20 protein-coding genes, 1 pseudogene and 1 other annotated feature are annotated in these 25,387 nt (G+C 39.9%); of the genes and pseudogenes, 17 read left to right on the top strand and 4 right to left on the bottom strand.

Annotation, left to right across the window (positions count from 1 at the left end):
- The first annotated feature begins 10 nt into the window (after positions 1 to 10).
- The gene (locus POF52_RS21675) at positions 11 to 1,333 is read left to right on the top strand and encodes an alpha-glucosidase/alpha-galactosidase (RefSeq protein ID WP_271994792.1); all 1,323 of its coding nucleotides are present in this window, start codon (positions 11 to 13) and stop codon (positions 1,331 to 1,333) included.
- A 371-nt stretch (positions 1,334 to 1,704) separates the two neighbouring features.
- Positions 1,705 to 3,333, top strand: coding sequence for a ribosomal protection-like ABC-F family protein (gene abc-f / locus POF52_RS21670; protein ID WP_271994790.1), 1,629 nt, complete (start codon positions 1,705 to 1,707; stop codon positions 3,331 to 3,333).
- 220 nt (positions 3,334 to 3,553) lie between these two features.
- Here abc-f and POF52_RS21665 read toward each other — a convergent pair whose 3' ends face one another.
- The gene (locus POF52_RS21665; protein WP_271994788.1) at positions 3,554 to 5,686 is read right to left on the bottom strand and encodes a GDYXXLXY domain-containing protein; all 2,133 of its coding nucleotides are present in this window, start codon (positions 5,684 to 5,686) and stop codon (positions 3,554 to 3,556) included.
- A gap of 336 nt (positions 5,687 to 6,022) precedes the next feature.
- Between POF52_RS21665 and POF52_RS21660 the strand changes: the two genes are divergently transcribed.
- The 10 genes and pseudogenes from POF52_RS21660 (at position 6,023) to POF52_RS21615 (ending at position 15,879) form a co-directional block, all read left to right on the top strand.
- Positions 6,023 to 6,376, top strand: coding sequence for a YwqH-like family protein (locus POF52_RS21660; protein WP_098659301.1), 354 nt, complete (start codon positions 6,023 to 6,025; stop codon positions 6,374 to 6,376).
- A 6-nt stretch (positions 6,377 to 6,382) separates the two neighbouring features.
- Entirely contained in the window at positions 6,383 to 6,655 is a 273-nt protein-coding gene (locus tag POF52_RS21655; RefSeq protein ID WP_016764504.1) for a DUF5344 family protein, read from the top strand.
- A gap of 205 nt (positions 6,656 to 6,860) precedes the next feature.
- Positions 6,861 to 9,254 carry a T7SS effector LXG polymorphic toxin gene (locus POF52_RS21650; RefSeq protein WP_271994784.1) on the top strand — a complete coding sequence of 798 codons (2,394 nt, stop codon included), beginning with the start codon at positions 6,861 to 6,863 and terminating at the stop codon, positions 9,252 to 9,254.
- 23 nt (positions 9,255 to 9,277) lie between these two features.
- Positions 9,278 to 9,613 (top strand): hypothetical protein, encoded by a 336-nt coding sequence (locus POF52_RS21645; protein WP_271994782.1) that lies wholly within the window; start codon positions 9,278 to 9,280, stop codon positions 9,611 to 9,613.
- Between the two features lie 83 nt (positions 9,614 to 9,696).
- Positions 9,697 to 9,948 (top strand): annotated as a pseudogene (locus tag POF52_RS21640) (DUF4352 domain-containing protein); the annotation flags it as partial.
- Between the two features lie 749 nt (positions 9,949 to 10,697).
- A complete protein-coding gene (locus POF52_RS21635; RefSeq protein ID WP_271994780.1) occupies positions 10,698 to 12,200 on the top strand; it encodes a malate:quinone oxidoreductase in 1,503 nt (500 codons plus the stop codon).
- Between the two features lie 89 nt (positions 12,201 to 12,289).
- A complete protein-coding gene (locus POF52_RS21630) occupies positions 12,290 to 12,439 on the top strand; it encodes a hypothetical protein (protein ID WP_271994779.1) in 150 nt (49 codons plus the stop codon).
- A gap of 51 nt (positions 12,440 to 12,490) precedes the next feature.
- A complete protein-coding gene (locus POF52_RS21625) occupies positions 12,491 to 12,997 on the top strand; it encodes a hypothetical protein (protein WP_334314411.1) in 507 nt (168 codons plus the stop codon).
- Between the two features lie 181 nt (positions 12,998 to 13,178).
- Positions 13,179 to 14,087 carry a phosphotransferase gene (locus tag POF52_RS21620; RefSeq protein WP_271994775.1) on the top strand — a complete coding sequence of 303 codons (909 nt, stop codon included), beginning with the start codon at positions 13,179 to 13,181 and terminating at the stop codon, positions 14,085 to 14,087.
- 79 nt (positions 14,088 to 14,166) lie between these two features.
- On the top strand, positions 14,167 to 15,879 hold the full coding sequence (locus tag POF52_RS21615) for a TcaA NTF2-like domain-containing protein (protein WP_271994773.1): 1,713 nt from the start codon (positions 14,167 to 14,169) through the stop codon (positions 15,877 to 15,879).
- Positions 15,880 to 16,055: 176 nt separating this feature from the next.
- On the opposite strand, the gene POF52_RS21610 is transcribed toward POF52_RS21615, so the two are convergent.
- Positions 16,056 to 17,012 carry a patatin-like phospholipase family protein gene (locus tag POF52_RS21610; RefSeq protein WP_271994771.1) on the bottom strand — a complete coding sequence of 319 codons (957 nt, stop codon included), beginning with the start codon at positions 17,010 to 17,012 and terminating at the stop codon, positions 16,056 to 16,058.
- A 238-nt stretch (positions 17,013 to 17,250) separates the two neighbouring features.
- Between POF52_RS21610 and POF52_RS21605 the strand changes: the two genes are divergently transcribed.
- Both POF52_RS21605 and ileS read left to right on the top strand, forming a co-directional pair.
- Positions 17,251 to 18,600 carry an FAD-binding oxidoreductase gene (locus tag POF52_RS21605; protein ID WP_271994770.1) on the top strand — a complete coding sequence of 450 codons (1,350 nt, stop codon included), beginning with the start codon at positions 17,251 to 17,253 and terminating at the stop codon, positions 18,598 to 18,600.
- A gap of 218 nt (positions 18,601 to 18,818) precedes the next feature.
- Positions 18,819 to 19,060: a binding site (T-box leader), on the top strand.
- Between the two features lie 52 nt (positions 19,061 to 19,112).
- On the top strand, positions 19,113 to 22,211 hold the full coding sequence (gene ileS, locus POF52_RS21600) for an isoleucine--tRNA ligase (protein ID WP_271994768.1): 3,099 nt from the start codon (positions 19,113 to 19,115) through the stop codon (positions 22,209 to 22,211).
- Between the two features lie 42 nt (positions 22,212 to 22,253).
- Here ileS and POF52_RS21595 read toward each other — a convergent pair whose 3' ends face one another.
- Positions 22,254 to 22,757 (bottom strand): immunoglobulin-like domain-containing protein, encoded by a 504-nt coding sequence (locus tag POF52_RS21595; RefSeq protein WP_271994766.1) that lies wholly within the window; start codon positions 22,755 to 22,757, stop codon positions 22,254 to 22,256.
- 106 nt (positions 22,758 to 22,863) lie between these two features.
- On the opposite strand from POF52_RS21595, the gene POF52_RS21590 reads away from it, so the two are divergent.
- The 3 genes from POF52_RS21590 (at position 22,864) to POF52_RS21580 (ending at position 24,538) form a co-directional block, all read left to right on the top strand.
- Positions 22,864 to 23,571, top strand: a complete 708-nt coding sequence (locus POF52_RS21590; protein WP_271994764.1) for a Type 1 glutamine amidotransferase-like domain-containing protein — start codon at positions 22,864 to 22,866, stop codon at positions 23,569 to 23,571.
- An 84-nt stretch (positions 23,572 to 23,655) separates the two neighbouring features.
- Positions 23,656 to 24,240 (top strand): hypothetical protein, encoded by a 585-nt coding sequence (locus tag POF52_RS21585; protein ID WP_271994762.1) that lies wholly within the window; start codon positions 23,656 to 23,658, stop codon positions 24,238 to 24,240.
- A gap of 64 nt (positions 24,241 to 24,304) precedes the next feature.
- Positions 24,305 to 24,538, top strand: a complete 234-nt coding sequence (locus tag POF52_RS21580; RefSeq protein ID WP_176585339.1) for a hypothetical protein — start codon at positions 24,305 to 24,307, stop codon at positions 24,536 to 24,538.
- A gap of 54 nt (positions 24,539 to 24,592) precedes the next feature.
- Here the strand turns inward: POF52_RS21580 and POF52_RS21575 are convergent, their stop codons facing one another.
- Positions 24,593 to 25,258 (bottom strand): cupin domain-containing protein, encoded by a 666-nt coding sequence (locus tag POF52_RS21575; protein ID WP_176585340.1) that lies wholly within the window; start codon positions 25,256 to 25,258, stop codon positions 24,593 to 24,595.
- Positions 25,259 to 25,387 lie beyond the last annotated feature (129 nt).

Here is a 25,387-nt window from a genome sequence, read left to right as displayed (position 1 = left end):
GAAGATGACAATGTCTAAAATCACATTTATCGGAGCGGGAAGTACAGTTTTTGCAAAAAATATTTTAGGAGACTGCATGTTTGTGCCTGCTTTAGCTGGCTTTGAATTTGCGCTATACGATATAGATGCTGAGCGTTTAAGAGATTCGGAAAATATGCTAAACAATCTAAAAGAAAACTATAAAGTGAATATTACGGTTAAAGCCTATTTGAACCGCAGAGAAGCTTTAACAGGAGCCAAGTATGTGATTAACGCCATTCAAGTAGGCGGTTACAAACCGAGCACCGTCATTGATTTTGAAATTCCTAAAAAATACGGCTTGCGTCAGACGATTGGAGATACAGTAGGGATTGGAGGAATCTTCAGATCACTGCGCACGATTCCGGTCCTGTTTGATTTTGCAAAAGATATTGAAGAAGTATGTCCAGATGCGCTGTTTTTAAATTACACCAATCCAATGGCAACGCTGACTGGTGCAATGCTGCGCTATACCAATGTAAAGACGGTAGGCCTTTGTCACAGTGTCCAAGTATGTACAAAAGATTTATTTGATTCTCTCGGAATGGATCATGAAGGAATACAAGAGAAAATCGCAGGCATTAACCATATGGCATGGCTGCTAGAAGTAAAAAGAGATGGACAAGACTTATACCCAGAAATCAAACGTCTGGCAAAAGAAAAACAAAGAACAAAGCATCACGATATGGTGCGTTTTGAGCTAATGGATAAGTTCGGTTATTATATTACCGAATCGTCTGAGCATAACGCAGAATATCATCCATACTTTATTAAACATAAATATCCAAATCTTGTTGATCAGTTTAACATCCCTCTTGATGAATACCCGCGCCGATGCGAAGAGCAAATTAGCAATTGGGAATCAATGAGAGAAGAAATGGTTAACAACAGTCAGTTAACTCATACACGTTCACATGAGTACGGCTCTAGAATCATTGAAGCAATGGAGACAAACGTGCCGTTTAAATTTGCCGGTAACGTATTAAATACCGGGGGCTTGATTAGTAACCTGCCGATAAAAGCGTGCGTAGAAGTTCCATGTGTTGTAGACCGAAGCGGCATTATGCCGACTTATGTAGGAGACTTACCTGAACAGCTTGCGGCGTTAAATCGTACGAATATTAATACGCAATTACTAACAATTGAAGCAGCAGTCACTAGGAAAAGAGAGCACATCTATCAAGCAGCGATGCTAGATCCTCATACAAATGCGGAATTATCTATGGATGACATCATTCGTATGTGCGATGATTTAATTGAAGCGCACGGCGAGTGGCTGCCTGATTCTACAGGGAAAGTGAACCAATACGTGTAAGAAAAGAATCCTCGGCTGAGATCAGCTGAGGATCTTTTGTGCTTAGGAAAAGAAGGAAATATCATCCAAATCGATATTGACATTTAAAAAACTTCATCATACACTGTAAGAAGCAAGTCATTTTATACTAAGAAAGGAAAGGTACCGTAGACAATGGATAAGTAATCCTATTTTTTTAGACATTCTTTTAAAACTTTATTTTAAATGAACATTTGTCTAGATAGGATTAGTCTGTACATTTTTAGGTGCCATTTCTATATGTCTTATATGAAGTGATTTCTCCCTTTTTTTACTCTATAAAAAGGGTGCATATTTGCGTATGCCTAATTATGACCTCTAATCCTCTCTAGAAATCCTAGGGAGGTTTTTTTATGTTATTGTTAGAAGCTATAAATATTGAAAAAAGCTATGGAGATCGCCTGCTTTTTCAAGCAGAGAAACTTCAAGTACATCGCGGAGAGCGAATTGGAATTGTGGGGAAAAATGGAGAAGGCAAATCGACGTTGCTTCATATTTTAATGAAAAAAATGAGTCCAGATCAAGGAATTGTGCAAACATATGGCCGTTCCTCACTGATTCCTCAGCTTGATGTTCAAGCTACAGGAGACGTTTCTCCTGAGATGAAAAGTCAGTGGAACGTGCCAACTGAAGCGGACTTTCTTAGCGGAGGAGAAGAAACAAGAAAGAAAATTGCAGCTGCTCTTTCATCCGGCGCAGAATTGCTTGCAGCCGATGAGCCAACGAGCCACTTAGATGTAAAAGGCGTAGAGAAATTTGAAGAAGAAATGAAATCTTTTACAGGCAGTCTCCTGCTGATTTCACATGACCGAGAATTATTAAACCGCCTTTGTACGTCTATTTGGGAAGTAGAAGACGGCAAAATTCACTGCTATGAAGGCAATTATCAAGAATATGTGACGCAAAAAAAACACGCAGTTGAAAGACAGCAGTTTGAATATGAACAGTATATAAAAGAAAAGCAGCGGCTTGAACTGGCGTCTGAAGAAAAAAGCCAAAAATCAAAGTCGCTTAAAAAAGCGCCGAGCCGCATGGGCAACTCTGAAGCGAGACTTCATAAGCGAGCGGTCGGAAAACAAAAAGCGAAGCTAGACAGAAGCGCAAAAGCGATTGAAACAAGAATCGAAAAGCTGGAGAAAAAAGAAAAGCCAAAAGAAATGGAAGAAATCCATTTTGACCTGTCGCAGTTTCACCAAGTACACAGCAAGCAGGTACTGAGCTTTGACAAAGTCTCGGCATCAGCTGGTAATCATATCTTGTTTCGAAATCTAAAAGGCGGTGTGAAGCCAGGGGCGAAAGTAGCGATTGTCGGCAAAAACGGCGCTGGAAAATCTACGCTGCTGAATATGATTAAGCAGCGAACAGAAGGTATCACGGTTGCGAAGCCTGTAAAACTCGGCTTTTTCCATCAGCGCCTTGAAAATCTAGATCCCGCTAAAAGCATTTTAGAAAACATTAAAGAAGACAGTCCGTACACCGAACAATTTATTCGTACGGTACTATCACGTTTGCTTTTCAAACGTGAAGACGTGTATAAAAAAGTAGAGATGCTAAGCGGAGGAGAACGAGTGAAAACGGCATTAGCAAAAGTCTTTTTAGGAAATTATAACGTTCTTCTTTTAGATGAACCGACCAACTATCTTGATCTTCATACAAAAGAAGCGCTTCAAGAAGTGTTAAAAGCTTATCCAGGGACGATTTTATTTGTGACGCACGACCGCTATTTTGTTAAAAAGCTTGCGACGCATGTTTTGGCGTTAAAACAGTCCAAAGCGGAGCTCGCGGCGATTGAAGACACGGGTAAAAGCAAAAAAGCGTCACAGCAGCAAAGTGAAGCGGAGAAACTTGCGCTTCAATTAGAATTAACAAAAGTGATTAGCGAGCTTTCTATCACGCCAGAAGGAAAAGAAAAGCAGCAGCTTGAAAAAAGATATGAAGAGCTGTTAAAAGAAAGAAAACGATTAAATGGAAAGGAAGGATAATATCACTTCGCCTAACAATGAATAAATGATGTTACTGAACATCAAAAGCGTATTGAAGGAAAATTAACGGATATGAATGTAAAAGGAACGCCCAAAAGAATAAAATGGATTGGCTATGGAATCATTATTTTCTTTGTGATCCTTATTTTAACGATGACCATCGGCGTATTTATCAATTAAAACAAAAAGCAGCCGCTTCAATGTTGAAGCGGCTGCTTTTTTATTTGCCTACTTTTGTAACGATCGCATCTCCATTTTTTCCAACGCGTACAGTAGCAAAACGAGCTTCGCTTTCCACTTTGCTGCCGGTTCCTTCTGGAATAAAGTAATGCTCAATTCCGTACTGAATTCCCCAGTCGTGATAGCTGCCCGTAATCACAACGTCTTTCTTCTTAGAAGCGTACGGCTTATTCCAGTCATCATCCTCTTGGTAGATTTTTGCGTATTCATACACCTCTTGTTTGTTAGGGCGAAGAACGAGCTTTACTTTTTCTCCGTCTTTCACATGAGGTAAGGTAACGTGCGCAATGTCGTAATTCAGCTCAACATAATCGCCTTGCAGCAGCGAGCGCGGATCGATCGGCTGTAAAGCGAGCCTAATTTCTTTTCCGTTTTGAAGAAGCACTTCGTTTTTAGTGAAAATGCCGCCCAGCATAATAAGCTGAACAAGAATGATGATCCATACAGCGGTTCGACTGCGGTCAAGAAACGACGGCTGCGGCTGATCAGGCGTTGACAGGTCCCATTTTCTGCTTAGGAAAAGAAAGATCAGACCTAAAATAACGAGCACAAGTGATTTATTAAATAAATCCCACACAAAGTCGTAATATTTCATCGCTAAAAAAACAAACCAGAAAATCATGCCGACAATAAAATCATATTTTGGCTCTTTTCGTACCGTCACAAATAAAAAGACAGTCGAAATTACAAAAAACACCGTGCAGTAAATGATATTTAAAAAAGACGGTTCGCTTAATTCAGTCAGCGATAGTAAAAAGATAAAAGCAAGAAGCAGCGCTGCTTTTTTAAACGCGTGGTGTAGGTTTATTGCGTACACAGCGGCATTTAATAGAAACAAAGCGAGCAGCACATAATCTATTTTGATAGTGTCATAGTAAGCAGTCGGAACCTTTATTAACAGAAGCCCTTGCACTAGAACAAAAAGCAACAGGCGAACAGGCGTATGCTTCGTGAATACTAAAAGCGCTACAAGTGCGATGACGTAGATAAAAAACAGAATGTCGTTCACAAAAAAAGAAGCGCCGCCGCTAATTAATACGCCCATCATTAAAAGCGTATATTTTACCGTTGGAATATCTGCTTTAATTAAATAACATGCCACAATCAGCAAAACGCCAATCACAAGCATTCCGTTCGTTGGGTATGTTCCTGTAAGAAGTGTGACAAGTCCTCCTAAAGAGCTGCTGCCGATCACCGATGCAATAGCCGTAATCCCAATCACTGCTATTCGTTTGATTACGCGCAGTGAAGTTTTTTGTGCTGACGTGTTGGCAGTGAGCCATTTGACAAACCATACGCTTGCACCAATAAATAAAATCACGAATCCTAAAGCTAAGAACAGTGACCATTCAGCGTAGTGTTTAAAAATAAAAGCGAAAAACTGTTCAATAACAAATAAAGCAAATGCCACAATGGAAATCCCTAAAAACGACCTTTGCGGCTCCACTTTTGAAAAATAAAAAAAGGAGCTTAGTAAAAACAGCAAATAAAAAATAATAAGACCAATCCGTAAGCTAGAGCTACCTATGAAATCCGGCAGGGAAACAGTTAAAAAAATGTAGTGAAACAAACAAAACGCCGCATACATGATCAGAGGAGACGAGCGCTGTTTCTTTTTTATGATCCAAAAGATGAGTAAGTTCACAAACGCCATTCCTGCGTAAAGTAAAAGCGTCTCATGTTCGCCTCGCTGTGAAACTGCGCCGGTTGGTGAAATAAAAAAAGCCATGGTGAATTGAAATAGAACAAACGATAACACGTAAAACGGCTGATACTTTGTAAAAAAGCTAAACAAAATAACCGGCACAAGCCAAATTAAAAACAGCCAGTACGATTCAGCGTGCGTGTTGTAAATTTGAGAAAGAAGCGCGATGCTTAATCCAAATGAAAAAGCGCCGGCCAAAAGCGTCCAGTGACTTAAAAACGCCTGCTGAGGAAGCAGCTTTCGCACCGCAAACGCACTTCCGTAAAACAGCAGCATCAGCCCCACGCTCAGCGCAATTTTAGTGTAACGGTCAAAGCCTTGCCAGTTCGATGCAAAGAAATATAAAATGCCGGACAAAACAAGAGCCAACCCCAGTAAATAACCGAGTCTTACGAGCTTTTCTCTCATACTCAACCTCCTCTTTATATTATGTATATACTAGCGCATGTTTAAATATTTGGAAATAGAAAGAATGAATGCGTTTTAACAAAAAAATTGTGTAAAAAGGCCTTTTAGTGGCGTGGAAATAACAAGCGAAGTAGTCCGAAAATCTTGATAAATTGTCAATGGTAAGATAGTTTTGGTTATTTTATCCTGAAGAGTGGGTATTGAACTAAAAACCTACATTATTCCCAAAAAATATAAGAAAACGTGCCGATGTGCTCTCTTTCTTTATTTGATAAGCTATAAAAGGGAATTACTGTTAGAAGAACCAAGAGATAGATATAAAGGAAGTGTCATCATATGAATGAGATGTTTGTTGCTCATCTGTATACCCAAGTGAAGCAGGCACATGAAGATATCCAGCAGCTTACGGCTAGTAAAAACACGTTAACGGAAGTCAAAGGAGAGCTTGAACGTGCAAAGGAAAAGGTAAAAGAACCAGAGCTCACTTCCGCCACTTGGTCAGGCAGCCTTGCTGTTGGGTTTGAAGACATCCGGACCGCTATGTTAGACGAATACGATGATTTGCTGACCCGTCAGCTGACGGATGCCATCACGACAATTGAAGCAAAAATTACGGCGCTTCAATCAGATATACAAGGGATGGAACGCGCCATTAAAATGCAAGAAGACGAAGCAAAAGATAAGGTGTGATGCAATATGGCAGACGAAATTAAAGTAATAGATGGTGAAATTAATAGAACGCTTAGTGACCTAAGCGCTGCTGCGCAGCAGTTTCAGCCGCTTTTTCCGTTTCACGTAGGAAGCGGACAAGAACTAGCGGTGCTTGATGAATTAAACCAGCTGAACCAGCAGCTGCAAACGTTAATTGTGGACTACAAACAAACGCTCCTCGATGATTTGAACGCCACCAAAAAATCCGTGCAGTCCATAAAAGAAGCAGATGAAAAAGCTGCAAACGCCGCTAAATAATGTTCATATTTTATATAAAGCTATCAAAAACAACCTTTCAAACACCATGAATTTAGCATTCAAATAAAATAGAAAGGTTTTATTTAGAGGATGATGCAAGCCTTGTAAAGAGGAGCGTCCGCTTAGGTTTAGAAAAATGACGGGCGATTGTTCGTTAACCGTTCGTTGTTTTTCTACATCGATACAGCTAGGAGGTTACAGGTTATTGAAAACACTTGATGTCGATGCTTTTCACGAAAATATTCAAGCTATCTTAGACTCTATTAAAAGTCAAAAAGAACAAATTCAGGGCCTGATTTCACAGGTTCAGGCATTTTCAAGCTTAGATGATGCGTTTAAAGGAAAAGGAGGAGAAGCGATTCGGTCTTTTTACAAAACGGGACATGCTTCTTTTTTAACGCTGTATCATTCATTACTCACTTCCTATGAAGCTCGACTAACTCAAATCACACATGCGCTGCGCTCATTTGAACCGAGCGAAGACGGCTACATTACGCAGCCGTTTCTGCAAGACACTATTCCTGCGCATTTAAATCAAACAAGAAATACAACCGTTTCGCTTGTCGATCAAGCGAATGCAGCGATTCAAAAAGTCAGTCACCTTGCTTCTGTTTCAGCGCTTAACGATCAAGGTTTTCTAACAGAAGTAGAACAAGCAAAAAACAAAGCGGACAAAACGATGAACGATTTAGTCAGTTTTGACGAACAGCAAACGCAAAGCCTTTCATCCATTCAAGATCAGCTGACGTCTTTAAACTCGCTGCTTTCTAAAGTGAAAGCTGGGTTTCAAAATGGTTCCATTCAGCCGGGCAATGTAAGTGAGCTGAGTGCGTTGGCGAAAAAAGCGATGACCCATTCAGGAGGCGTCTCGGTTTTTGAAAAAGGCATTCAAACAACCTTGACAAGAAAAGAAAAACAAGAGAAAGTGATAAAGGAAGTAGGCCTTGAAAAACTGATTCAGCTTCAGGCGATGACGCCTGCTGAACAGTTAAAAGAAATTCACAAGCTTGAAAAAAACTCGCCTTACATAAGAGAAGTGCTAACGCAAATTCAGCAGGATACAGCACCTGCTAACATGAAAAAACTAGCGGAACTGTCACCTGCAGAGCAAGCAGTGGAACTTGAAAAAAGTCCATACCTGCAGGCGCTCAACGATTCTTCAACTGTGGGCATGCTAACGTCTCAACAGATTCTTCAAAACGCTACGGGCGTTGAGGGAATGCTTATGCAGTCGGTGATGAGTCAGGGTCAGGTTAGAGATGTGACACCTGAAAAAACTGCTGAATCCTTTGACTTTACAGAAATCTGCGAGAACCCTGCGGCTAAAAAAGAAGAAACCGGTATAAAAGCTGTAGTCAAGGACGTAGGAGAAGGGGCTATAACTTTAGCAAAAGGTACAGTTACGGGTACTAAAGGCGTAGCACAAGACATTTGGGCCGGTATGGGAGAGAGAGCAGATAAACGGTACAACTCCTTGTATGACTTTGGAAACTATATAACAATGGGCGGATTTGATGGAGCTGTTTCCTTCAAAGAGGGGTTGAATGAACGAGGGGAAAAATCGTTTGATTCACCGTATGACTTTGTCAATCACGCCACGATGGGACTCTTAGATGTAGGGCAGCAGGCACTTAATCCGGACAAACCTCTTTCAAAAGAGCACTGGGAAAACAGCATGTTTCTGTTTGCGAGCGTCATTGGAGGAGCGAAACCCGCAGGAGCCGTAAAATCTGTTCCAAAAGTAACAAACGTTCCGCGTGTACCTGCACATAAAGCAACCAAAACATTAAGCGATATGCGAAATGTCGTCAGCCCAAAAGCAGCAAGCAATTGGTCGAAGAAGGTGTATGAACCTGTTCAGAAGCAGCTTCAACCTTTACTAGATGCGGAGATACCGACTTTACGTCCTCAACCTCAACTGGTAGGGATAGGAGAGGCGTTACCTGGAAAGACCGTTGGTGAAGCGTTAAATGGATTAACGACGTATAAGATAGGGAATGTTTCGAAAGGTCAGTCCAAAGTATTGGGAAAAGTGGGAAATCATGGTGGTAAAGCGGATGTTGAAGAGGTTCATGATCAGGCGGCTGTTTCTAAGGGTACGGGTGAAGTATACACTGTAAAGGCAGAGGATGTTATAGCCGAAAGGGTTAAAGATTTTGACTTAAGAGAACATCCAGTTTCATATAAGCAACTTAGTGCTAAGAAGATGAAAGAATTAAAATTAAAAATAGAAAATAGAACTATTACAAAAAAGGAATATCAATCTTATATTTGGAATAAAAAGTTTGCGAGAATAAGGGATAAGGGTGTAGTAGAATTCTGGAAACAGGAAAGAATAAGAATTCTAAATGGAGAAACACCTACAAGGAATTGGTCTAATGAACAAATAGAGGATATTTCAAATAAAAAGAGAGCTAAATTTAATGGACAAACGTTACAAGGGCATCACACATATAGTGCTGCAAAATACCCTCATTTAGCAGATAAAGGAGAAGTTATATATCCTTTAACATATAAAGAACATTTTTATGGATGGCATGGAAGGAATTATAAAAATAGTTTGCCTGGAAAACCGATTAAGGAAATAATAGAATTTTAATTATTACGGAAGGAATGATAGATATGGAAACAATTAATTTAGTAGTTCTTAATGACTCGAATGCTAATAAATATATTCCTTTGTTAAGAAAAAAAACATCTAAATCTATAAGTGACATAAAACAAAATATCAGTATGGGAAATCCTGTGATTAAATGTGATTATTATGATGAAGAAGAATTGAAATTTTTAGTGACGTCTGCTGAGGAATTGCTTCTAATGGGAGCAAGTATCAAAATTTACGAAGATGAAGAAGAGATTACACTTGAAATGGTAAAAAATTTAATTGAGACGATAGAAGGAGTTGCAAGAGACAGGGAAGAAATGGATAATTTAATGTTTGATGATGATACTGAATAAAAAGAAGTAAGTGAAGAGTTAAGTAAGAGAGATTAATATAGTTTTAAAAATATGAATAGAAAACAAAATATAAGAATAAAGGAAAGAAAAATCATAAAATAAGTGAGCTACTTCATTTTGATATTCAAAAAGGAGACACTCAATACTTTGCTACGGTTGTTTCTGGTGCCACAGAGAATCATTTGAACGAAAACATTTCACCAGGAGAAAAACAAAGCGGTATTGCAACGTTTGATATACCAAAAGAAGGCGATTTTAAGTTTGAATTTAGCGGTTTTAGTAAAAATCGTGGTGTTTGGACGTTTACACAAGATGATATTCAACCAGCTCAATAAGAATCAAAATAAGTCACGTGCTAATCGTGGCTTATTTTGATTGAACTCATCAACAACCATGGCTCATAAATAAAGTAATTAAACAAATTTAAAATGAAAGGAGCATGTAAATTACTGTTAAGTATGTCCTATGTAAAAGTCAACATACATGTTAGGTTTTATAACATAAATTTCTGAATAATCATTTACTTATTCACTTATTTCATGGTATGTTATATGACATAGATATTGTAACTTGCAATATGAGCTGAAAATTAGTCATTGCAATATATACTTATTTTTCTAAAAATGCACCTGGACGAGCCGGTGCTCTATACATATATGAATACATCTACGTATAACTAGTCAAAAAGAATGAAGGCATTTCTAATTATAGTGCTGTTTGTTCTTTCAAATGAGTATAGTTATAGTAGGTGAAATTTTCAAGGTAGTTATTTTGGTTTTTAAGCTGAATTTTTGGAATAGTTTGTTATTTTATTAATCAATGCTTTGCCACTTAGAAGTAGGTATAAAAGTTTACTAATAAAAGAAAATGTAGACGTAATTTAATAAGTTTTTTGGAATTTGTGGGCGATTTTCTCACTTTTTTATCATTTTTGAATAGTTTATAATCATCAGACAATTATACTGTGATATAGTTATAAGTGAGACAGAAAAAGGTGTGTTCTTAGGTCGCACCTGAATTTTTTTACTACGTAAGCAGGAGCGCCTACATCTTTTTACAAATATAGGGGATGAGGAAGGTTATAATGAGCAACGTACAGAAAAAAACAGACGTTATCTTAATTGGTGCCGGAGTCATGAGCGCAACTTTGGGATCATTACTCAAAGAGTTAGCACCTGAATGGGACATTAAAGTATTTGAAAAACTCGCAGACGCAGGGGAAGAAAGCTCGAACGAATGGAATAATGCAGGGACGGGCCATTCTGCGCTGTGCGAACTAAACTATACATCAGAAAAAGCTGATGGATCTATAGATATAACAAAAGCGATCCGAATTAACGAGCAGTTTCAGCTGTCAAGACAGTTTTGGTCTTATCTGGTAAGCAGCAAGTTGATTCGCAATCCGCAAGACTTTATCATGCCAATTCCACATATGAGTTTGGTACAAGGGGAAAAAAATGTATCGTTTCTAAAAAAGCGTTTTGAAGCGCTGTCAAACAATCCGTTGTTTCAAGGAATGGAGTATTCCGACAGTCCTGACAAACTAAAAGAATGGATTCCGTTAATCATGAAGGGGCGCACGTCAAATGAACCAATTGCCGCAACTAAAATTGATTCAGGAACAGACGTAAACTTCGGTGCTTTAACACGCATGCTGTTTGACCATCTGAAGAATAAAGGGGTTCACGTTCATTACAAACGAAGTGTAAAAGATATTAAACGTAAAAGTGACTGTATGTGGGAAGTAAAAGTCGCCGACGTAGACAGCGGCAAAGTTGAGTACCACACGGCAAAGTTCATCTTTATCGGAGGTGGAGGCGGAAGCTTGCCTTTACTTCAAAAAACAGGTATTCCTGAATCCAAGCATATTGGAGGATTCCCAGTAAGCGGATTATTTATGGTATGCAATAACCCTGAAGTGATTGCGCAGCATCACGGGAAAGTATATGGAAAAGCCAAAGTCGGAGCTCCGCCAATGTCGGTTCCGCACCTTGATACACGCTATATTGATAATAAAAAGACGCTGTTGTTTGGTCCATTTGCCGGCTTTTCACCAAAGTTCTTAAAAACAGGTTCAAACCTGGATCTAATCAGTTCTGTAAAGCCGAATAATATTTTAACCATGCTAGCAGCAGGCGTCAAAGAAATGGCGTTAACGAAATATTTAATTCAGCAAGTGCTGTTATCAAATGAAAAACGTGTGGAAGAACTGCGTGAGTTTATCCCGAACGCTAAAAGTGAAGACTGGGATATCGTTGTAGCAGGCCAGCGTGTTCAGGTAATCAAAGACACGGAAGCCGGTGGGAAAGGAACGCTTCAGTTTGGTACAGAAGTTGTAAGTGCCGCTGATGGTTCTGTTGCTGCACTTCTTGGCGCTTCTCCTGGTGCATCAACGGCGGTTCACGTTATGCTAGAAGTATTGGAAAAATGCTTCCCAGAAAACATGAACAAGTGGGAGCCAAAAATAAAAGAAATGATTCCTTCCTATGGCATGTCATTAGTTGATCATCCAGACTTCTTTAACGAAATTCATGCGTCTACTTCACAGACGCTTGGTTTAATTAAAAAAGAGTCTGTTTATAGCTAAAGATTTTACGCCGCAACAAACAGTACATGTGTATGTGAAGAAATCTACAGGCGTGCACAAACACCACCTTTTCTTGAGGTGGTGTTTTAATGATCTTTATATGTAGAATAGGCTTTATTACCGGTACTATGGCAGGAGCATATTATCAGCTGGATGGCATTCCTGAAGAGTGGATTTGTCAGCTTGCTAAAAAAAAAGAGTTAGAGAAAGCGTGTAAGAAGTTTGCGGATATATGTTAATGGATAATAAAAATTACTTTAAAGAGCAGAGGAGATAAAATGAAATTTTCTATGGATTTTGGCGATACCAATTTTATCGGAGTGGCCAATGCAAAAGAATATCAATCATTTGTCGATGAGGATTGGGAGCTAGATCAGCTTTTGAACCATTTCGGCAGTGAAATGAAAAAGAGAAATATCCTAGTATGTCAAATGACAGAAGAAGGAATTGAACACTCTTGGAACGTAGAAGTGAAGATTGGAACAGAGTCGGATATAGGTACATACTTTAGAAAAGCAACAGGTTATATAAATGTAACCAATCATCAGCTTTATCTCGTAGATTATGACTGCCTTACGATGGCCGCTCAGTTTGAAGATCAGTTAGTGCCTGATGAAAACTGTTCTAAGTATAGAATTGATATTAAAAACGGTATGTACAAGCTCGAGCTTATTCAATTTTATAATGTTGACCAAGATGAGTATACAGGAAATGACCAAATGGATCTTTTATTGAACTTTATTAAGATGGAGTATGTTGAAGAAACAGTTGATGAGGTATTTTGGTGTACGTATTAAGTAGTAAACGTACCGTAGGCTACTAACTTAGAGGCGTAGTGTGCCGTTCTAAGGCATCCTATCTTATTTATATATTCACTGAAACCCTCTGGCTTTGCGTCAGAGGGTTTTTATGGTCAAAATCATTTATAATATACTTTTACATAACATACAAACTTCACGTTAAAGAAAGGTGATCACAGTGCCAAATACATGGGATACAGAACAAATTGTATCAGTACCGCTTGCCAAAACGCTAATCGAGACGCAGTTTCCAGAACTTGCGCCCGCTACAATTTCGCTGCTTGGCTACGGCTTTGACAATACGGTTTATCAAGTAAACGACCGCTTTGTGTTTCGGTTTCCAAGAAGAGAACTCGCAGTAGGACTATTAAAAACAGAAAATCAGCTTTTACCAAGCCTTGCTTCTCAGCTGCCGATATCCATTGCAGAGCCTATTTTTTTCGGTAAGCCGAATGCAGGCTATCCTTGGCCGTTTACGGGCTATCACTACGTGCAAGGAACTCCGCCTGCAAGATTAACAGAAGAAGAGCGCATACAATCTGCTTCTGTACTAGCAAGATTTCTTCGCACGCTGCATTACTATCCTCATTTAAAAGCCCAAAAGCTCGGCGTGCCGTTTGATGAGCTGAATCGGCTTGATATGATGAAGCGAAAGCCGGCGCTAGAGAAATATGTCAAGCAAATAAAAGAGCGTAACCTTTATTCTAACCAAGGGGTTGTTGAAGACTATGTAAATGACATACAAGAAATTCACTATCAAGAAAAACATGTACTAGTTCACGGAGATCTTCATATTAAAAACATGATTGTTGATCAAAACAATATGGTTTCAGGCATTATTGACTGGGGAGACGTTCATATTGGTCATCCGGCAGTTGACCTAGCGATTGCCTACAGCTTTTTACCTCCTAAAGGAAGAGCACGTTTTTTAAAAGAATACGGAGAAGTAGATGAAGAAACGCACAGGCTCGCCATATGGAAAGCAGTGTTTACAACTGTAGTCTTAGTGGCACACAGCTACGATCAAGGAGACAAACAAACGTTAGAAGCGGCTCTAGAAAGCTTAAACCTCATTTTTCAAGAGTAATAAAACTGTAATAGAATTTCTGTTCAATTCCTGTATAGTTAAGAAAGGATAAAAATAAAAACAACAGGTGAAGCAAACGATGAATACAAGCCATTGGAATGAATCAGCAGCACATTTACTAGAAAGGTGGATACAGCTATATAAAGAAAAAACATTTCTTATTGGAGAAACGGAATCTTTAAACATGCTAAAAGAAGAAGTAGACGGGATGGATAAAGAAAAATTTCTCTCCATAGTAGAACGTCAGCTGCAGAAAGTGTATGACGAACTAGAAAAAGAACGTACAGAGTATAATATGAGCAACATTGAATATACAATGGTGACGTTTCTTTCAAACGATTATCCGGAGTACATAAACAAGCGTCAAAGCAATATGAAACAGCTCCAACAGTTAATAAGCATACATAGAAGTGTTACAGAGCTTTTCGGAAAAGAACTCATTTCTGAAGCTGATATGGTAGCGTTTAGAAACGACTTTTTTCAACTAACAGAAAAACATGCTAAGACGTCATCATTAAAAGAAATTAAGGAAAGCTGGAATGCTTATTTGCCCGCGTTCGTTGACTTTCAAAACAAGCATGAACATGTAAAACAAGCGATAGCCGCAGTACTCGGAGAAGACAAGAGCTTGAAGCACGAGTGGCATCAGCTAAGCAAAAACAAATTGGTGACCAAACAAAAAGCGACCGCCTTTCGCACAAAGCAGCATGAGCTAAATGAAAGTATTCGAAAAGCTACGACTGCACAAAAACAGTTACTCGAACTTCACTGGCCTGATGTTTGCAATGAGTTTGATACGCTACAAGAAAAAATGAGTAAGAGTCTTTCTACTGTGCTGAAAGAAATGCAACGCAGTATGGAAATCATTAGCCAAAACGATGCAAATGAACACGCCAAGTTAAAGCAATCACTTAACGACCTAAATGCAGTCCAAAAAGTTGACGTTCATCAAAGGTGGTTAGCGGCTTTTATTAAAAAATCACGACCATTTTTTAACGAACTGAGTGAAGATATCAAGGATACTCGGTGTCAGGAACTGTGGAATCGAACTTACGGCATGTATAAAGGAATAGCAGTAAACGAGTTTATTGTTGCATATGAAGAATTTTTAGCACTTCAGCCGCTTGCCAGTGTAAAAAGCACGGAAATACCAGGGGCATTATCTCGGTTGAAGCTAAGTATAAACCCTGTTACGCTGCCAGCCTACGCAGACTTTCCCGTGCTCAAAAAGCAGCAATCATCACGACGCACTTTTCCTATTTTAATAGGAGGCGCTATCGCCTTTGTTTTATTGCTGACGATTGTATATATGAATCGTGATAATCAAACGGTAGAAACAAGCTCAAACATAAAAGCTACGGCCAGCACGAAGTCGTTAAAAAATGAACAGCCTAAGCCAGATGCTGTAAGCAAAACGGATCTTGAAAACTTTTTTATTTCTTATAAAGCTGCTTACTTTTCAAGCTTAAACAGAGGAGACTTTAGTGGGATGGCGCCTTATATTGACTCGGGTCAGCCAGTTTATAAACAGCTAAAAAGCTATATCACATCACTCGCCGGAAAAAACGTATCGTTTGCTAACGGTCAGTTTCTCGTGACAAAAACAGAATCACACGACGATGGAACCTACGACATTTATACAAACGAAGTATACACGTTCACCGACTCATATGATGCAAGCACGCAGTTTAAAAAAGAACGAATTTATCATGTTAAAGCTGCTGGCAAAGACAAACTTCAAATTACTAGAATTGATACATTAACAGATGAGCAGAAGCCGGTGGAAGAATGAATGGTTTCTGAGAGATTATGAACAACCGCTAGTTCCTTTTGGAGGCTAGCGGTTGTTGTGGTTGGGGGCGTTGAAAGTAGTTAGGGTGACCTCTACGCTGCCAGCGTGGATATCTTATCATAAAAAGTCCAAATAGATGCAATAAAAACAAAAAGTTCATTTATAGTACAATTGTATTAATGCCAGTTTTTCTCGATAAAATGAAACGCAGGCCGTAAATTTGTTTTATTAGCAATTGAAATAAGAGCGGGCACCACCGAAGGATCTGTTTTAGAGAAATTAGGAATTCGCGGATTCAACCGGAAAAACTGATCGCCTAAAAGCTCAGAGCTGACCATTGATTCATAGTAGCTCGATCCACCAGAGATAATCTGAAGAAACGGCAGCAACGGTTCATTAGGAGACCGTTCTAAAAGTACTCCCCAATTTGGCGGAAGGTCTTCCATATCTTCAGGTCGTATGTTATCGGCACTTACCATTCCCCATCCCTTCGTATCTCTCCTTAATTGAGTTGGCTGTTCACCTGTTCCGATGGATAATACGGCAATTTGATCCAGGGGCTGTTTGGCTTTCCCTACTGCAAATGCGATACTAGCTGTACTGGTGTTAGTTGCTACTGTATACCCATCTACATAGTTTTGATAAGCTCTTTGCGTTGCGGGTGCAGCGCTGCTCCTAAGTATTACGTCACTTGCTTTTTCATTAAGATAGGGAGAACCAGGAAAATTATGAAATAACACAGGATTCCAACGATTCAGCTCCGGTGCAAATAAGTGAAAGGATGGCACAACAATTCGTTTCTTTAAGTCTCTAAGGCGAAGGTCTCGGGGGAAAAACGTTCGTATGGCTTTAATAAAACCAGAATAGGGTAGTTGTTGGTTAAAAACAGGTCCGCCCGGTCGGGAAACGCTGAACGCTGGTAAGATCTGATCTTTGAAAAACTGAAACGCCTCTTCTGGTGATCTTCCGCTTGCTAGTGCAAGAGCAGTGAATGAACCAATGGAATTTCCTGAAAAAACATTGGTTTCACTAATTAACTTTGGATTTTGATAAGCCAATCTATTCAAAAGCTGTAAACTTAAAGCACCTAAAGTGCCGCCTCCATCAAAGGTCATGATCCGATATTTTGTCAAAGGTGATTTCTCCTTTCGAATCCCATGAGAGTATTCTGTATATGTTTATTTTATGTGTTGTAAAGGTATGATTATCTCTTTTGCGGATTCTTCAGGGTACAAGTTATGCAGATAAGCATACGAGGAACCCCTCCAGTAAGTTTTCTACTCTCTATTTCTCCCCTTTAAACTGTGTGTCTTTTCTGAAGAAAATTCATAAGATATAGCATCTTATCTGTATTAAGAAGGGGGTTATATCGTGGAGGAAACAAAGCTTACTGGACGAATCGTTACACCTGATGATGCGGAATATGATCAGGCTAGAACAAATAATAATTTAGGTGTGCCTAAATTTCCAAGAATAATTGTATTTTGTCAGAATACAAACGATTTAGTAAATGCATTGAAGTGGGTAAAGGAAAATCATGTCCCATTTCGAATAAGAAGCGGTAGGCATAGCTATGAAAATTTTTCATTAGTAAACGGTGGATTAGTGATTGATGTCAGTGAAATGGATAGAATCAAGATCGACAATAAAAGCATGACAGCGAAAATAGAAGCAGGAGCTAATCTAGGGAAAGTATATAATGAATTATGGAAAAAGGGAACGACTATCCCTGCAGGAACGGAAAGCAGTGTTGGTCTTGTAGGCCTTGTGCTTGGCGGAGGAATTGGGATGTTATCAAGGTTGTTTGGGCTTACCTGTGATAATTTGCTTGAAGTTGAAATGGCAATAGTAAATGAACAGAGAGAAGTTGAACTCATTAAGGCAAATAAAAATCACAATAGTGATCTCTTTTGGGCTTGTTGTGGAGGCGGGGGCGGAAACTTTGGTATTGTTACGTCCCTTACATTCAAGGTGCAGCCTATCTCAAAGGTGTCAATCTTTTCAATTACATGGGAATGGGAAGATTTCGAAGCTGCTTTTGATGCATGGCAGCACTGGGCCACGAATACCGATAAACGCTTAACTTCGGAGATTGAGTTAAAATCGAAAGAAGCAAATCAGATTATTGCTCAAGGTGAATTCGTTGGTTCATCATTCAAGTTGAAAGAGCTTCTGCAGCCTTTAATAGATGTTGGTTGTCCTAAAAAAGTAGTAATAAAGGAAGTTTCATATATTGAAGCTGTACAGTTTTTTGACGATTCGAGCGGAAATCAACCCGCTCCTCGAAAAAGGTCAGGTTCTTTTCTTAATAAAACTTTTCCAAAAGAGGCAATTCTAACAATGAAGCATTTTTTAGAAAATGCCCCAAATGAAAAATCTAGTATTTGGCACCAGTCTCTTGGGGGAGCAGTGGAGGAAGTTGGCTCTAATGAAACGGCCTTCTATTATAGAGATGCTGTTATCGCACAGGAGTACCTTGCTACATGGAGCCATCCTTCAGAAGAGCGATCAAACATTCGATGGATTGAAGAATTAAGAAATGCTTTATCGAGATATACAACTGGAGATTATGTGAACTGGCCGGACCGGTTCATCAGAGATTGGCCGACAGCTTATTATGGAGAGAATTTTAAAAAGCTTCGAGAAGTGAAACGAGCATATGATCCGTGCAATCTATTTCATTTCCCTCAAAGCATCCCGCCATTTGTTAACTGGTTTTAAAGATCATCTTTCAAGTCGTAGAGGCAAATAATACCCACCTTAAATGAGGTGGTTTTTTGTGTACATTGCCTTTTTCTAAGAGCGTGAAAAAGGCAGCAAACAGTGGTAAGCAGTTATTTTATCAATAGACGGCTGTATTATAAGAAGAAACATACATAAATATCATAAACATTGACATTCCCTTCCAAACCGCATACAATAGCTACTAATAAAAGCACACAAATTCGTTGAAGAGAATCAGTACGCTGCAAGTTTGTTCCACAGAGAGCCGGTGATAGCTGAAAGCCGGTGTTCAAGCTGCAGGGGAATATCCTCTCTGAGAAGTCAAACTGAACTGTAAGTAAGTTTGAACGGTAGTCTACCGTTAAAAAGAACGCGTATGATTGTACGTTGCTGAGTGCTATTGATGAACGGATCAATAGAAGCCAGGGTGGTACCGCGGTTAAAACCCGTCCCTAGTCATAGGGACGGGTTTCTTTGTGTGCTTTTAACTTTAAAAGGAGTGGTATCACATGAAAGAAGTGAATGTAAGGGAGTCTTCGCAAGAGCGCGAACAGCGTATCCAGCAGCAGTGGCAAAAGGGAAATGTGTTTCAGCAGTCGGTTCAAAACCGAGAAGGGCATCCGTCGTTTGTATTTTATGAAGGGCCCCCGACAGCAAACGGTCTTCCTCACGTCGGGCACGCGCTAGGACGGACGATTAAAGACGTCGTGGCTCGTTATAAGACAATGACCGGGCATCAAGTGATCCGAAAAGCAGGCTGGGATACGCACGGACTGCCGGTTGAACTCGGTGTAGAAAAGCAGCTCGGAATTTCAGGAAAGCATGACATTGAAAAATACGGTGTAGAAGCTTTTATCACCAAGTGTAAGGAAAGTGTATTTGTGTATGAAAAGCAGTGGCGCGCGTTCACGGAGCAGCTTGGCTATTGGGTTGATATGGAAGACCCTTACATCACCTTGGAGAATTCATACATTGAAAGTGTATGGAACGTGCTTGGCACGATTCATGATAAAGGACTTCTTTATAAAGGACACCGCGTATCACCTTACTGCCCGAGCTGTCAAACGTCACTAAGTTCGCATGAAGTAGCGCAAGGGTATAAAGAGGTAAAAGATTTAACGGTAATGGTGAAATTTAAAGTAAAAAACCGCGATAATGAGTATTTTTTAGGCTGGACGACAACGCCTTGGACGCTTCCGTCAAACGTGGCGCTTGCGGTGCATGAAGAGATGAGCTACGTTCGCGCCGAGCAAGGCGACAGCGTGTATATAGTGGCAGAAGCACTCGCAGACAAAGTGTTAAAAGGAGAGTATACGGTTTTATCTCAACATAAAGGAAATGAGTTAAAAGGGATGTCGTATGAACCGCCGTTTAATTTTGTGAAAGTGGAAAAAGGGCATGAAGTCGTAACGGCTGATTACGTAACGGACCAAAGCGGAACAGGAGTTGTTCACTTAGCACCTGCATACGGCGAAGATGATTACAGAGTAGTAAAAGAAAACGACTTTTCATTTGTGAACGTAGTGGATGAAAAAGGCCGGTACACGTCTGAAGTGCCGCCGTTTCAAGGACGTTTTGTGAAAGACTGCGACGTTGATATCGTACGTTATTTAGCGAATCAAGACGTGCTGTATCATAAAGAAAAGCATCAGCACAGCTATCCGTTTTGCTGGCGATGCGACTCGCCGCTTCTTTATTACGCAAATGAAAGCTGGTTTATCCAAACGACGGCGTTAAAAGAACAATTTTTGAAAAACAATGAAAGCGTGACGTGGTACCCGGATCATATCAAGGACGGCCGCTTTGGCAACTTTTTAGAAAATATGGTGGACTGGAACATCAGCAGAAAACGCTACTGGGGAACGCCGCTGAACGTATGGAAATGCGGAGAATGTCAGCATCAAGTAGCGCCGAAAAGCATCAAAGAGCTTCAGAAACATGCGTCTCATTCCGTGGATGACAGCATTGAACTTCATAAGCCGTATGTAGATGACGTGCAGCTAACGTGTCCGGTCTGCAGCGGAGAAATGAAGCGGACGCCGGAAGTGATTGACGTTTGGTTTGACAGCGGGTCGATGCCGTTTGCACAGTATCACTATCCGTTTGAAAACAGCGAACTGTTTCAAAAGCAGTTTCCAGCAGACGTTATCGCAGAAGGAATTGATCAAACGCGCGGCTGGTTTTACAGCTTGATGGCAGTTTCAACGCTCTTTACAGGAAAAGCACCGTATAAGCGCGTTTTGTCTCTTGGTCACGTCTTAGATGAAAACGGTCAAAAGATGTCTAAAAGTAAAGGAAATGCGCTAGACCCTGTTGATCTTATTCATACATTTGGTGCTGATGCGCTTAGATGGGCGCTTTTAGCAGACAGTGCACCTTGGAATCCGAAGAAATTTTCAGAGCGTGTCGTGCAAGAAGCGAAGTCAAAAGTCATTGATACACTTGTGAACGTGTACGGCTTTTACGTGCTGTACGCTAAGCTTGACGGCTATGATCCGGAGCAAACGTATGAATTTAAAAAAACAAAATTGGATGAGTGGATTCTTTCACGTTTGCACAGCACGGTTAAGCGAGCAACAGCACATCTTGAAGATTACGGGTTTACAAGCGCGGCTCGTGAAATCGCTGTATTCATTGAAGAGCTAAGCAACTGGTATGTGCGACGTTCCCGCGATCGTTTTTGGTCAGAAGGAATGGACGGAGAAAAAGCAGCGGCTTACGATACGCTTCATGAAGTACTAGTGACATTAAGTCAACTATTAGCACCGTTTACGCCGTTTGTTGCGGATGATGTTCATGAAAATCTAACAGGGAAAAGCGTTCATTTAGCGGACTATCCTGTGTATGATCAAACGAAAGTGAATGAAAAGCTGGAAAAAGAAATGGCAGCGGTGCTTCAAGTAGTGGAACTAGGCCGAAGCATTCGAAATACGCATTCGTTAAAAGTAAAGCAGCCTCTGCAAAGTCTTTCACTTGTGGTAACGGAAGAAGATGTAGAGTGGAAAGCATATCGTGATGTAATCAAAGATGAGCTTAATGTAAAGAACTTTAACGTGGAGCAAGACGACGACAAACTGGTTTCATACGTATTAAAACTGGATTTTAAACAGGCTGGACCGAAGTTTGGAAAACAAGTGAATGAGGTCAACCAAGCGCTGAAAAACCTTTCAGAAGAGCAAGGAAAAGAGTTTGTTGAACAAGGCAAGCTAAGTGTTACGCTTGCTTCGGGAGAGAACCTAACGCTTGAAACGGAAGACGTACTTGTTGAAAAAGTGCCAAAAGAAGGTTTTGCAGTGGCATCAAACGGCATGTATACTGCGGTGTTGGATACGGCGTTAACGGAAGAACTCGTGCAGGAAGGAGTCGCTCGTGAAGTAATTCGAGCGGTTCAAGATTATCGTAAAAAGCTGGATTTACCCGTGAATTTACGTATCGATTTAGAGCTTAGCGGAGACGAAGAAGTGCAGAAAGCTGTCGAGAAGTTTGAAACGCTGCTTCAAGAAAATCTTTTGCTGCACAGTCTCAGTGTGAAAGAAACTATTAAAAACGGAGAGACGGTAAAAGTCGGAACAAAGCAAGTTACGCTTCGCGTTTTAAATCAGAACTGATAAAAAGCACTTACCTCATAGCGGGTAAGTGCTTTTTTACCTTTAATCAAACTGCTCGAGAACGTTCTTAAGACTCGGCCAAACGATTTCAAAAGGAGCCGCTAACACATACTCTTTTCCGTTTTCATCTTTAAAGTGCTGTACAAAACGGTATTTTCCTACCTTGTAGTTAGGAGTTGCGATATCTTGTTTGAATGATTTCCCTGGCTTTAGCGTGATGGTTTTATCAGGGAACTCTAATCCGTTTAGCACAACTTCGTACCACTTTCCGTCTTTTAAGTGATCCGCCGTATTTTCATAAGGAATCGTTAAGGTATGCGTCGAATTGTTTTGGATAACAAAAAAGCCAAACTGCGTTTTATCGTACTTTTCGCTTACAGCAGATAGCGTAATGGTACCTCCGTCAGTGTTAATGGAGGAAGGAATGTGTTTTTCTTGTTTGGCTCCTAGTTCCATTTTTTGACCGTTATAATCGATATAGCCAAAAATACAAAACAAGATAATAAAAATGCCTAGTATTAGTAAAAGTGTTCGTACTATTTTCAAAAGCTTTGCACCACCTTTTTCACTCTTCCATTATACGGAAAGTCATCTATGAGAAATAGTATGATTTTACATTTTCTATATCACTTTTTTGAAAGGAATGATTGAAATGAGACAAATTATAGCCATGGGCGGCGGAGGTTTTTCGATGGAGCCGGATAACTTGCTGCTGGATCAATACATACTTTCACAAGCTCATACAGATGTGCCGAAAATCTGCTTTATCCCTACAGCCAGCGGAGATGCGGATAATTATATAGAAAGGTTTTATGAAGCGTTTGAGAAGTTGATATGCACACCGTCTCATTTATCGCTGTTTTCTCAAAACTTTATGAATTTAAAAGCATATGTGATGCAGCACGACATTTTGTATGTAGGCGGCGGTAATACAAGGAATATGCTTTCTTTATGGAAAGAGTGGGGACTTGATACAATTTTAAAAGAAGCTTATAAAAAAGGAATAATCTTAGCGGGAATAAGCGCAGGTTCACTTTGCTGGTTTGAAGAAGGCGTCACTGATTCAATGAACAACAACCTGTCTAAAATCGACTGTTTAGGGTTTTTAACCGGCAGCAACTGTCCTCACTACGAAGGAGAAAGCAATCGAAGACCTTCGTATCATGAGTTAATGGCAAGCGGGGAAATGAAAGAAGGCTATGCTGTAGATGATGGAGTCGCGCTGCATTTTAAAGATGAGAAGCTATCCGCATCAGTTAGCTCAAGACCAACAGCAAAAGCGTATGCTGTTAATCGAAAAGCAAGTAAAGTCATTGAGCATGAACTCCCGGTGACGTATTTAGGTGATGGTAAGCAATAAATGGCCGCTTCCCGTGTTTCTCTGTATAAAATGGAGCTTATTCGTACATACATAAGCAGAGACTCTATATAGGAGGTTACTTCAGTGAGTTATGAACGATACTGGGGAAACATACATGAACAAAGCGATAAGCTGCAGGAGTTATTATCGTCGTATTGGCATCAGTATTCAGATTTTGGAAACTGGCAGTTTTGGGTGGTGCTTGCTTCGCTCGTTCTTCCTCTTGTGTTGTTGTATTTTACCGTAGATTGGACGAGGATCTTTGAGGTGTTTTTCTTCGGTTACACAGTGCACATGCTTTGGGCGTATATTGATATTGCACTTGGAAGAAGCGGTCATTTAACGCACACGTTTTTCTTAACGCCGCTGCTTCCGAACGCAACGAATATTACCGCTTCTATTTTGCCGGTAGGATTTCTGCTGCTTTATCAATATTGTACGAATCATCAAAAGAATTTTTATCTGTATACAATTCTTTTGAGCGCTGTTTTTTCGTTTGGAATGGCGCCTCTTGAACATCATTTTAAATTTATTGATTCAAGAAAAGGAATGAGTTTGTTTTATATTTTCCTTATTGATATAGGAATAACGCTAGTGGCGTACTGGGTTACAAGGCTGCTTGTGAAAGTAAAAGCCGCAGCCTATCGTACAGCGGAAAAAGAACGCTGAAAAAATGTTTTAAAATGAGTAGTTAAGGGTATACATACACTTAAGACAAATCGAGGTGAAAAAATTGTATTACTATCGCATTTCAGAAGGACAAGACGACATGTACTCTGAGACAATTGTTGTCCATGAAGAACAGTTTGATCAAGGTACATTCGAAGAAATGGTAAAAGAAGCGATGGTCGATAAGCCCGGCAAAATCGACCAGGTGGACATTGTGAAATATTTAATTGGACATTATCATTTCCAAGTTGCATATATTGAAGCAGCCTTTCATAGCACGTATATAGAAGAACAATAATGTTATGTATTCGTTAAGAAACCCCGTTGCATTGGCAGCGGGGTTTTCTTGTCTTTACCAATATCGATAGTGATAGGGGTTTTGATGGGAGTAATAAGGATTCTGAGGCGGAGGATACTTATAAGGAGGCGTCTCGTGGCTAGCGGAGCCAGCTTGTTTTTTCTGTTTGTAAGGCCCTTTTTCTACGCATTCGTCCGTTGGTCCAATCACGATAGTTTGATTCTTTAACGGAGCCAGCGTTTTCTTTAGCTGCTCCGGATCTAAGCAGTACGTATGAGCAAGTACTTCAATAGGCGTTTTATTTAAAATATCAGATCCAAAAATGTATTCCGGATACGGAGCGTCAAAAATAGCGAGTAAATGCGTATTGTCTTCAGACGCAATTTCCCAGTGCCACCAGCCTTGAGGAATATTGGCTACTTGACCCGGAGTAATTGGAATATTTGTGACTTCGTTGTTAAACGGATTGATTAATGAAACGACGGCTGAGCCTGAAATGCAGTAGACAAGCTCAGCGGCATTTTGATGGTAGTGCGGTTCAACCACGCGGCTTTTGCTTAAATAAATATCGAGTAACGACACATTTCCTAATGTGTTGAGCACATCCCGACCTAATCGGTTAATGTAATTTTGATCGTTGCGCGTGTTAAGTCTGTTTTTATTCACATCAGAAAAGTATTGCACGTTTGGATTATTGTAATCCATATAAGACGTTGACAACGGTCTTCAGCTCCGATCCTTGAATTTTTTACGATGCTGTATCGTATGTGAAGCGTTGTATTTCGTGACAGAAGCCTAGGCGGAAATGTGGTAAGGGCCTCTTTTTGATGAGATGTACAATCATTTGTC

It is taken from the genome of Priestia sp. AB (assembly GCF_028369225.1).
Lineage (GTDB): Bacteria > Bacillota > Bacilli > Bacillales > Bacillaceae_H > Priestia > Priestia megaterium.
Note: the sequence above shows the minus strand (reverse complement) of the source record. Positions and strands in the feature narration are given on the sequence as shown.